5 protein-coding genes are annotated in these 10,504 nt (G+C 52.1%); all 5 read left to right on the top strand.

The window, feature by feature from the left end; all coding sequences use genetic code 11:
* Positions 1–339: 339 nt before the first annotated feature.
* The 5 genes from IQ260_RS20635 to IQ260_RS20615 all read left to right on the top strand — a co-directional run bounded on the left by IQ260_RS20635 (position 340) and on the right by IQ260_RS20615 (position 10,163).
* Positions 340–1,569, top strand: a complete 1,230-nt coding sequence (locus IQ260_RS20635) for a sigma-70 family RNA polymerase sigma factor (RefSeq protein ID WP_193994980.1) — start codon at positions 340–342, stop codon at positions 1,567–1,569.
* A gap of 1 nt (position 1,570) precedes the next feature.
* A complete protein-coding gene (locus tag IQ260_RS20630; protein WP_193994979.1) occupies positions 1,571–2,701 on the top strand; it encodes a DUF1822 family protein in 1,131 nt (376 codons plus the stop codon).
* 12 nt (positions 2,702–2,713) lie between these two features.
* The gene (locus IQ260_RS20625) at positions 2,714–5,125 is read left to right on the top strand and encodes a CHASE2 domain-containing protein (protein WP_193994978.1); all 2,412 of its coding nucleotides are present in this window, start codon (positions 2,714–2,716) and stop codon (positions 5,123–5,125) included.
* Between the two features lie 64 nt (positions 5,126–5,189).
* Positions 5,190–5,924 (top strand): DUF928 domain-containing protein, encoded by a 735-nt coding sequence (locus IQ260_RS20620; protein ID WP_193994977.1) that lies wholly within the window; start codon positions 5,190–5,192, stop codon positions 5,922–5,924.
* A 660-nt stretch (positions 5,925–6,584) separates the two neighbouring features.
* Complete coding sequence (locus IQ260_RS20615) at positions 6,585–10,163, top strand: DUF4751 family protein (RefSeq protein ID WP_193994976.1); 3,579 nt, start codon at positions 6,585–6,587, stop codon at positions 10,161–10,163.
* Positions 10,164–10,504 lie beyond the last annotated feature (341 nt).

Below are 10,504 nucleotides of genomic sequence, written 5' to 3'. Positions count from 1 at the left end.
TGATGAACTTGGAGAAACGGCTACGCCGGTTTATTTTTTGGCTTATGCGCTTCTGGATACACTTGGTACACTCGGCTATCCAGTCCTGGTGACACGAGACACATCACACCTGGAAGTACATCGCTAATGCATTAATCAAATGCAACAACTTGCGTTTGGCAGATTGAGGCCACGGATTCTATCCTGATTGATTTTTTCAGCAAACCCTAGCTAAAGCTTAGATTAGAGCAAGGACTAGGGTGATTACTAATAGCAGCAACAGCCCGCAGACTATCAGGTTCTCGTCTTATCCCTATGATGGGTTTAAGATAGGACGTACTTTTCTTAAACCTTGCTCCTATGCTGGAACGTGCTTCGGTCACTGAGCAGTTTTCGACCTTTATTGAGCTTGCGGACGAGCGCTTTAGCCGATGGGTACCGGACGGACGGCTAGTGCGAAGCATGGCAGCGGCGTGTCTGGGCGAACAAAATAGGCAAGCCTCAGAAAAAGCCGACAAAGCAGCTGAGCTGAATCAGTTTTGGGCTGTCTATTGGTATCGGTGTTGGGGTAATGACGTTGCCGAAAAAAATGCTTGCCTGCCCTACGGTCACCTGGCCGCGTTTGTGCAAGAAGCCTGTTACTGGGCGGCCCAGAAGACCACGCGGTTTTCTAACAGCCGGTATACGCTCGTGGACTACTTTCAGCTTGCGATCGCACGCCTTGACACTGTCCTAAAATACTTTTCCCCCGAGCATGGTTCGCGACTCGATACTTATGCCCACGTCGCCTTCAAGAACATCATTCGTGAAACCCTGCGGCAACAAAAAGAAATTGACATTTGCAGTGACTGGGCACTGTTGCTGCGGTTAAGCCAGAAACGGCTAGTAGAATCGCTGCAAGCAGCAGGGGAACGGGAACTACAATCCCAGACATTGGCCTGGCGGTGCTTCAAGGCAGTTTACAATCCCTCGGTCCACTCTACCCGGCAGCTAGACCAGGCCGATGCAGGAATTTGGTCGAAGATTGCCTGTGAGTACAACCAGCAACGACAGACCCTGAGTCCCGTCCTACCCAGCAGCGACGCGTCTACCCTCTGTAAAACCCTGCGTCGCTGTGCAGCGGCGGCCCGCACCTACCTATACCCCAAGGCCACATCACTGAATGCATCCCGCTCTGCTCAGGATGAGGGGGAACTGCAAGATATCCTGGCTAGCCCCGAAGACGATTCCCCACTGAATGCGATGGTGATCGCTGAGGAACTGGCAAAGCGCCGCCAGCAACAGGCAGATGTTGGCCAGGTACTGCAAGAGGCACTCTCACAGCTTCCTGACGAAGCGCAGAAAATTTTTATCCTATACTATCGGGAAAACCAAACCCAGCAGCAAATTGCCCAGACGTTAGATATTAAACAGTACACAGTGTCACGACGGCTAAGCAAGGCACGAGAAAAGATGCTCAAAAAAGTGGCGATTTGGAGTCGCGATACCCTACATATTTCGCTGACATCAGACCTATTGACCAGTATTAACACTGTGCTTGAAGAATGGCTAACGCGCCACTACAGCGCCACCGGCCATGAGGATTTCTAACATGACCCTACTAAGTTCTACCAGCCACATTTTGCTGGATATTCCGTTGGATGCTGAACCGATGTCGTCTACCCAAAGCTGGCAGGTACGTCTTAACCAGCTATGTTTGCAGGGGCTGGCCCCCTGGCTGGCAGACGAATTTGGGGTCGCGGCGGCTCAGGTGGAAGCGGCAGTGGGAACTCACACCACCATTTGGCCCCTAGTGAATGGCAGTGCTGTTCCCATTGACGATGCGACGCGGCTGATCTTGATCCCCTCAACGGCGATTGACCAGAGCGAGCTGCGGGTACCCCAGGAGTGGGTTGATATTCCGAACTGGGTGGGGGATTACTACGCTGCGGTGCGGATCAACCCGGATAGTAACCAGCTTTGCGTGTGGGGCTTTACCACCCATGCCAAACTTAAGCAAACAGCCCGCTACGACGCCGATGACCGCAGTTACTGCTTGGATAGTGAAGAAGTGACGGACTTGGCCGTACTGCTGACGGCCCGTGCCCTGGGGCTAGCAGAAGCGACCCAGGCCAACGTGGCTGCCCTGCCTGAACTGCCTGCAGCGCAAGTGGACTCCCTAGTTCAGCGTCTTACGAATCGTCTGATGCCGCGTTTGACCGTGCCGTTTGCACTGTGGGGAGCACTGCTGGCGGATGAGCGGCTGCGATCGCGCCTGATCCCATCTGCCACGCAAACTACCAACCTGAGTCAGTGGCTCAGCCGTCTTACCCAGACCGGCTCAACGTTTACCCAGGGCTGGCAAACATTGGCCTCCCTGCTGCCCGAATCTGAGATGGCACTTGCCTTTCGCTCAAATGAGCCATTGGTACGCCGTGGTAAGCGGCTGACGCTAGGCACGGCGCCAGATGCGATAACGATGATTCTGCTGATGGCCGTGGCGACCGCAGCTGACCAGCAGATGAGCATGCAGGTGCAGCTGCGGCCTGAGCCTAAGATGGAACTGCCAGAAGACCTGGAGCTGAGTCTGCTGTCTCCGTCAGGCGACTCTGTGCAGCAGGTACGTCGTCAGTCCCTGGACAGCTACATTCAACTCAAGCGGTTCCGGTTGCCTCCAGGTTATGGCTTTACAATTCAGGTGCGTTCTGGATCGCAAACGGTACAGGAACCGTTTATGACCTAGCGGGAACTAGCTATGAAACAGCGCGTACTGCTGACAATGGGACCAGGAAGCTGGCAGCAGGGGTTTGCCAGCGTTACCCTCCAGCTTTGGGAGGCAGGCAGCATAGCCCCAATACAGTTTTCTGGCAGTCTACCTGCCGCTCCAGATCTCAACGACACGTTTCAAAAATGGCGATCGCTCTACGTCACCCTCTACGGTAACTACGGTTTTTGGCGCAGGTCAGCTGCAGCAGCGTTGCGCTCAGCCAATGACTTCCCAATTGAAATGGACGACGATGACATCACCAATGTCTCAACTGCTGCGTTTGAGCAGCTGGGACAGGACCTGCGGCAGCGGCTCAATGACTGGCTAGAATCAGACACGTTTCGCCCGGTGGAGCGTCAGTTGCGTACTCACGTGTCCCGCAACGACGAGATTCGTATCATGATGACAGCAGAAAATCCCAACGTGCTGCGCTATCCCTGGCAGCTCTGGCAGCTGTTTGAAGACTACCCTCAATCGGAGCTGGCCCTGAGCCCAATCAACTATCAGCGATCGTTGAAAAAGCCACAAGTCAAGGATCACAATCAAGTCTCTGTGCTGGCCGTGCTAGGTAACGCTGAGGGCATCAATGTGAGCACCGATCAGCAGATTTTGGTAGGGCTGCCCGGGGCGGCGGTGACCCTGTTGGCCGAACCTAGCCTGGACGAGCTGCACCAGCATCTGTGGCATGGCACCTGGGATATTTTCTTTTTTGCAGGGCATAGCTCCAGTGAAAATCAGGGGGTGCTACAGCTCAACTCCACCGATACGATTACCTTAATGCAGCTAAAGTACGCTCTGAGAACGGCGATTGCCCAGGGCTTGCAGCTAGCGATCTTCAACTCCTGTGACGGGCTGGGGTTGGCCTGGGACCTGGCGGACCTAAACATTCCCCAGGTAATTGTGATGCGCGAGCCAGTGCCCGATGTGGTGGCCCAAGTCTTTCTCAGACACTTTCTAACGGCGTTTGCGGCGGGACAACCCCTTTATCTGGCCGTCCGGGCTGCCCGTGAGCAGCTGCAGCCGTTGGAGTCGCTATGTCCCTGCGCCACTTGGCTACCGGTCATCGTACAGAATCCGGCAGAACAAACCACCAGCTGGCAGGAGTTGCGCGAGGGGCCAAATGCCCCATCTATTCTACCCACCGTAACTCCGACCTCGACGCCTCATCTCTCGCGGCTAGCGTCGCTCTGGGTGCCATGTCTGGCCACAGCGACGGTGATGGCGCTGCGACTGTTGGGAGGGTTGCAATCGGCTGAGCTAGCAGCGTTGGACTGGCTGATGGGGATCCGGCCAGCTGAGCGGCCGGATCCACGCCTGCTGGTAATCACCATTAGTGAGACGGATATTCAATCCCAGCCTGCTGAGCGGCGCGGTTCTCTGTCTGATGGAGCATTGGCAAAGCTGCTAGATACTTTAGACCAGCACCAGGCCAGAGTAATAGGACTCGACATCTACCGTGACTATTCTGTCGGCCCGGACTATCCTGCACTGATGGCCCGTTTGCGGCAGGGCAAGAATCTGGTAGGAGTGTGTAAAAGTCGCGATCGCGATGTCGATCCGGTTGGTGTGGCCCCGCCCCCCGAGCTAGATGAAGTATTTGTCGGCTTTAGCGACTTTATTGACGACCCGGATGGGGTGGTGCGACGACAGCTGGTGGCACTGGAGGCGGACCCGGCCTCCAGCTGTACAACGCCCTACGCCTTTAGCGCCCGGCTAGCGTTTGTGTACTTGCAAGATGAAGGTATGACCGCCACCTTTAACCAGGCTGGAAACCTGGTACTCGGCGAGGCGACCTTTCCTCGACTGCGGTCCCGTAGTAGCGGCTATCAGCCGATTGATGCAGGCGGCTACCAAACCCTGCTGAACTATCGAGCACTCCCGACACCCGGCCATATTGCCGATCAGGTTTCTTTGACCCAGGTGCTAAAGGGACAGGTGAACCCAGCCGCGATTCGCGATCGCATTGTCCTGATTGGCGTTACGGCCAACAGCATCACTGACGACTGGGCCACACCTTATGGCGCTAGCAGCAGTGATAAGACGGCGGGCGTGTTTGTGCAGGCCCAGATGACCAGTCAGCTGATCAGCGCGGCCCTCGGCGAACGGCCTGTACTAAGGGTATGGCCGTTCATCGGCGATGTTCTATGGCTTGGCTTCTGGGCCATGGTCGGCTGGCGAGCCATGCTGACCAGGCAGCTACGATGGAGGCTGATGTTAGCAGGGGCTAGTCTGGTACTACTGCTAGGCAGTAGTCTACTGCTACTGACAGGGGGCATCTGGGTACCGCTGGTTCCAGCAGCGCTGACATGGGTGGGAGGCGGTTTAGGAATAGCGGCCCGGCGGCGTTCTCCCCCTTTCCCTCGCTCCTCATCTCCCTCGCTCCCCCTCTCCAAGACTTAACGCCGTATTCCTGTCTGACTTTTGTTGACATTCATCACCGTGTCGGTCCGGCACGCTAGGTTCTATGCAGTCTCAACTCAATATCTCTAGGGTTCTTGCTGGTACTATCGGGCTGGTGCTGCTCGGTCCATTACCGGCTGTTGCCAACCCAGATGGTGTGGTTTACAATGCGCCACCACCGCCCGGTGGTATCGGTGCCCCGACCGGACGTCGAGACGGCGGGGCCAGCCGAGGAAACTGCCCAGACTACGGCGACCTGGCTGCACTGGTACCCGTAACCGATGGCACGGTGTGGGGGCAGACGACGGCGGCCCAGCCCACCCTGTGGTTTCACCTACCTGCTGCAATAACGACTGAGCAGCCGATGGAGCTGGTGCTGAATAATGGGGCGGACGAAACGCTGTATCTAGGAACGGTAGCCGTGGATGTGGAGGCGGGAAATATTGCGATCGCGCTCCCATCTACCGTCACCCTACCCATCGGCGAACCCCACTACTGGACCCTGGCGCTTTACTGCGACCGGGAGCAGCCCGCTTCGTCCGTATTCGTCAGCGGCACAATTGAGCGCGTCGCGGCGGATGGCGTCGAACCGCTGCTGGCGGAGACAGTCCCTTCCCTGACCCTGGCCCAGGACTATGCCAACGCAGGCGTCTGGCACGATGCCCTGACGGTGCTAGGCGCGTTGCAACAGACAGAGACAGCAGAAGACAGTCAGACGCTGTGGACAATGCTGCTAGAACAAGTAGGGCTAGAGGCCGCTGCCGCTGCCCGTATTCAGCCCTGCTGTGAGGCGGAGTGACTAACATTAATGACGGTTTATAGCTGTCTGTACAAAGTTCATACAATCTATGACAAGCCGCACGATCTGTTTTCCGCAGGTCGTGTTTTTTCTGTTCTGACGCTAAGGATAAAACTGATCATCACACAGTACTAAGCAGCCTTATTTTAACCGTATTATTACGGCAAGGTTCTTTTGCTCTACCCAATAAACTTTACCCTGTAAGGTGCCAGGATGCTGACTGTATGGCCATACTCACACCGCTCAAACTTCCTTAACTTTGAGTAGTTCAGCATTGGTGAAGGTGGGCACGTCATTATCAATTGTTGAAATACAGGGCTGGATTAAAAACGAACTGGGTCAGATTGTTTTGGTAGCAGAAGACCCACAGCAGGTTGCTATAGGACAGCCGTTAGCCTGCCAGGGGTAGAAGCACGAAGATCCTCATTATTTTTTTGCTTACCGACTTAGTCGGTGCATAAACCTCTTAAGCCGATCCTACACACCTTCAGATGACGATTTTTTGACGTTACTGGATCAGGCTACGAATCTTGTAAGACATCACTTATAGCTTTGGCCACTTTGCTCACGGCATTGGGCCAAGTGGTGAATTGTCGCGCATAAATCTTTGTGGCGACAACTATATCCTAACCAACCACTTTCATCAAAGGGAGAAAATCAATGACTCAGATCACTCAAGGCGGCAATGGCCATGACATCCTAACTGCAGATACCTTCTCTCAGGAAAATGTGTTTAAGTATATCTCTTGGGATGGTTCAAAGTGGTCCTTTAAGCGAGAGGGAGACGTTTTCGTTCATGCTCCTAATGGAGACTTCTCAACAGAATATAAGGTTAATCTTATCCGCTATAAACTCAATGGCGTAAACTGGGCTGCCAAAATAGAAGGCGATGAAATTATTCATGCACGTAATGGTGATTTTTCAGTCTCACATCCAGATACAATTATGCACTATACAGACTGGGGTGGAAGCATCCAGACCGCCCGGTTTGCCAATAATGCATTTATAAGAGCATCCGTAGGAGAAGACTTTATTGAATATACTGCTTGGGATGGATCGTGGTGGTTAGCCCGAAAAGAGGGCAATGGCTTTCGGGAAGCTCCCAACGGAGACTGGAACAAGGCCCGTTCATCTAATATCATCAACTACATGAGCGGAGGCCAAAAATGGACTGCTAAGGTGGATGGAGAAATCTTCACCCACGCTCGCCATGGTGATTTCACTAGCAGCCATACAGACAATATAATTGCCTATCAAACCTGGGGCGGTGTGACCCAGATTGCTACAGCCAATGGGAATCGATTCAACAGCTATGACAACTTTATGGACGGCGGTGCTGGTGATGACACGATGCGGGGTAGCGCTAGCAAAGACTTGATGCGGGGTAATACCGGAAATGACAAGCTGGTAGGCAATGCGGGTGCTGACGTATTACTTGGGGGTAATGGCAACGATACTCTGATTGGTGATTCAGAGTTTGCAGAACTCTTTGAACCTATCGGGAAAACTGCCAGTCCCCACTATGGTGTCCAGGACGGTTTATCCGAATGGCCCAGTTTTGATCGATATCCTCGCCAGTTAGCCGATGTTAATGGTGATGGTCGGGCGGATATTGTTGCCTTTGGCCACCACGGCGTAGGAGTAGCTCTCGGACAACAAGACGGTACTTTTAGTGAAGGTATAGCCGCCAGCTCCCACTATGGTGTCCAGGACGGTTCATCAGAATGGCCCAGTTTCAACCGATATCCCCGTCAGCTAGCCGATGTCAATGGTGATGGTCGGGCGGATATTGTTGCCTTTGGCCACCACGGGGTAGGAGTAGCTCTCGGACAACAAGACGGTACTTTTAGTGAAGGTATAGCCGCCAGCCCCCACTATGGTGTCCAGGACGGTTCATCTGAATGGCCCAGTTTTGATCGCTACCCTCGCCAGTTAGCCGATGTTAATGGTGATGGTCGGGCGGATATTGTTGCTTTTGGCCACTTTGGTGTAGAGGTCGCTCTCGGACAGCAAGATGGTACCTTTAGTAACGGTATAGCCGCCAGTTCTCACTTCGGCGTCCAGGACGGTTCATCTGAATGGCCCAGTTTCAACCGATATCCCCGTCAGCTAGCCGATGTCAACGGCGATGGTCGGGCGGATATTGTTGCCTTTGGCCACTATGGCACGATGGTTGTCTTGGGGCAACAAGATGGTACCTTTAGCTCACCCATAGGAGCCAGTCCCCATTTTGGTGTTCAGGATGGCTCGTCAACTTGGTCGAGCTTTGATCGCTACCCTCGTCAGTTAGCTGATGTCAATGGCGATGGTCGGGCTGACATTGTTGCTTTTGGCCACGTTGGTACGTCAGTGGCCTTTGGCCAAGAAGATGGTAAATTTGGTAGCCCAGTCGCAGCAAGCAACCATTTTGGTGTTCAGGATGGGGCGTCAACTTGGTCAAGCTTTGGGCGCTACCCTCGTCAAATTGCCGATGTCAATGGCGACGGCTTAGCCGATGTTGTTGCCTTTAGCCACTTTGGCGTCAACGTTGCCTTGAGCGATGGTGAAGCAGGCTTGACCGGTAGTGACGACATTTTGAAAGGTGGAGCTGGTGACGATACCCTCATCGGTGGGGCTGGTCGCAATACACTATGGGGAGATGATGGCAATGATACCTTTGTGTTAGATGAGCAGGGTGTGCAAATCATCAAAGACTTTGAACGAGGCAGCGACAAAATTGATGTCAACGGAGCCGATGTCTCTAATATTGCTTTTGAATTTACCGAGACCGGAACGAACGTCTTGGTCGAACAAAAACAGGCTGCTTTTGTAGAAGGCGTCGCCATTGGCTCACAAGATATAACAAACGCTAGCAATCAGCTTGAGCTAAAACCCATTGATGACAAAGACCATATGTTTTCCTATATCCGCTCTAGCCTAGAAGCTTGGACCGAAAGCTATGCTGAATCAGTAGAAGCAAATCCTGGTCTAACAAAAGTCGACACAGGTAATCTCAAATTACAGATTGTAGATAGTGAGATAAAAGTTATCGAACCAGGCAAGTCAGAAGATAAAGAAGGAAACGATTTCCAACCAGATTTTAGAACCAGCTCTATGCTACTAAGAAATCGTGGAACAGCTCAACCAACCTCAACAATCACATGGGAGGATACTAAACAGTTTGCATCAGAAACTCGGACCACAGTTGGAGGTTTTATTGGTGGTAAGGTGTCTGTGTCTGTTGAACAAGATCTTGGTACTGATCTCTTGCTCGCCACCGAAGAAACTAAACTCACCGCAGCAGTCGAAGTCAATTTCCAATTTAACCGCAGTGTGACAACGGTTAAGAGAAATTCAGAGTCAGGGGCAAATGGAGGGTCTTACAGTTTAACGGCTCCTCCAAATTCAGTGACGTTAGTGACAGCTCAAACAAGCGGCATCTTAGAATACAACCCCACACTACAAATACCTGTCTTAGTGTCAGGTGATGTCAGTATTGATTTGAATGGGGACGGTGACTTGACTGATGCGTACGATATTGCCAAGCTGCCGGTGAATGCTATTCTACAGTCTTATCGCCCAGATCTCTTTAAGGGTGAAGGCGGTATGGATTCAACTCGGTTATATACTTCGCCAACTGACCAAAAGCTAGCCTATCAGGAGGTAACCAGAGCCATACTGAATGAAAAGCCCAAAGGAACGTTCATTGGCGAAACCACTGCTAATGCGGTGACAACCTACGACCATGATTTAAGTTCTCCGACAATAAAACAGCTTGAAGAAGGATTTGTTGAGGGTATTCAGGGATCAGAAGACCGCTATTGGTTACTTCGTGGTGGGACAGAGCCGCATAGAGCATCAGGAGACATATTGCGAATAGACGGATTTGAAATCGCTAATGACTTTATCGGTATTGATCATCCAACCATCGGTAGATTGGAGCAGGTTCATAAAGCAACTGATCTTCTCCTTGGTCAAGATCCTGGCAGTAGTTTGATTTTGAGAGAAATGGTGGATATTCAGGGACGCACTAACACTCAAATTTTATATGGTGGAACAGGCGATCTCAACACTATTGATGACAATACTATTCTGGTTGAATTGTCTAACGTTAACATGAATGACTTGATCAGTTCACAAGGCAAGAATTCTTCTGTCAGGGGAGGTCTGGACTCAAGCCTCATATTTGGTGCAGAAAATACCATCTTCGATAAGACTCTTGCTCATGCAGGAGGTGCCTTTGACCTTACTCCAGTGTAGCGACAGCGTTGACTGAGGGCAGTCGTCAATTGAGTCAGATTAGTAAATGTAGAGGAATCTGTTGAGAATAGTTGTGCTATCCAAAACAGATTCTTCTTTCACGGCATGGTTAATGTTGTGTTTTTGTCAATCATATCTACAGAAGAGAGATCGCAACTGCTTTGTTCACTGTTGTAGTCAAATTAGCCCAAACAGTTTTGAACTAAAAATTCAACTCACGGTTCGCTAGAAAATATAGGAGAATAGCGAATAGCGTAATAATGCCCAAAATCGTATCCCAGCCAAGCAATGGCCCAGTTGATCAGTAACGAACGCGTCGATGATATCCCACTGCTATTAAG

Origin of the sequence: Leptolyngbya cf. ectocarpi LEGE 11479, from assembly GCF_015207065.1 — a bacterium.
Lineage (GTDB): Bacteria > Cyanobacteriota > Cyanobacteriia > Phormidesmidales > Phormidesmidaceae > Leptothoe > Leptothoe ectocarpi.
The sequence above is the reverse complement of the archived record's forward strand: the minus strand, read 5'-3'. Positions and strand labels throughout refer to the sequence as shown.

Bases quoted from the DNA above. Each gene is read 5' to 3' on its own strand.
- IQ260_RS20635 (WP_193994980.1), top strand. From the start codon at position 340: ATGCTGGAACGTGCTTCGGTCACTGAGCAGTTTTCGACCTTTATTGAG.
- IQ260_RS20630 (WP_193994979.1), top strand. From the start codon at position 1,571: ATGACCCTACTAAGTTCTACCAGCCACATTTTGCTGGATATTCCGTTG.
- IQ260_RS20625 (WP_193994978.1), top strand. From the start codon at position 2,714: ATGAAACAGCGCGTACTGCTGACAATGGGACCAGGAAGCTGGCAGCAG.
- IQ260_RS20620 (WP_193994977.1), top strand. From the start codon at position 5,190: ATGCAGTCTCAACTCAATATCTCTAGGGTTCTTGCTGGTACTATCGGG.
- IQ260_RS20615 (WP_193994976.1), top strand. From the start codon at position 6,585: ATGACTCAGATCACTCAAGGCGGCAATGGCCATGACATCCTAACTGCA.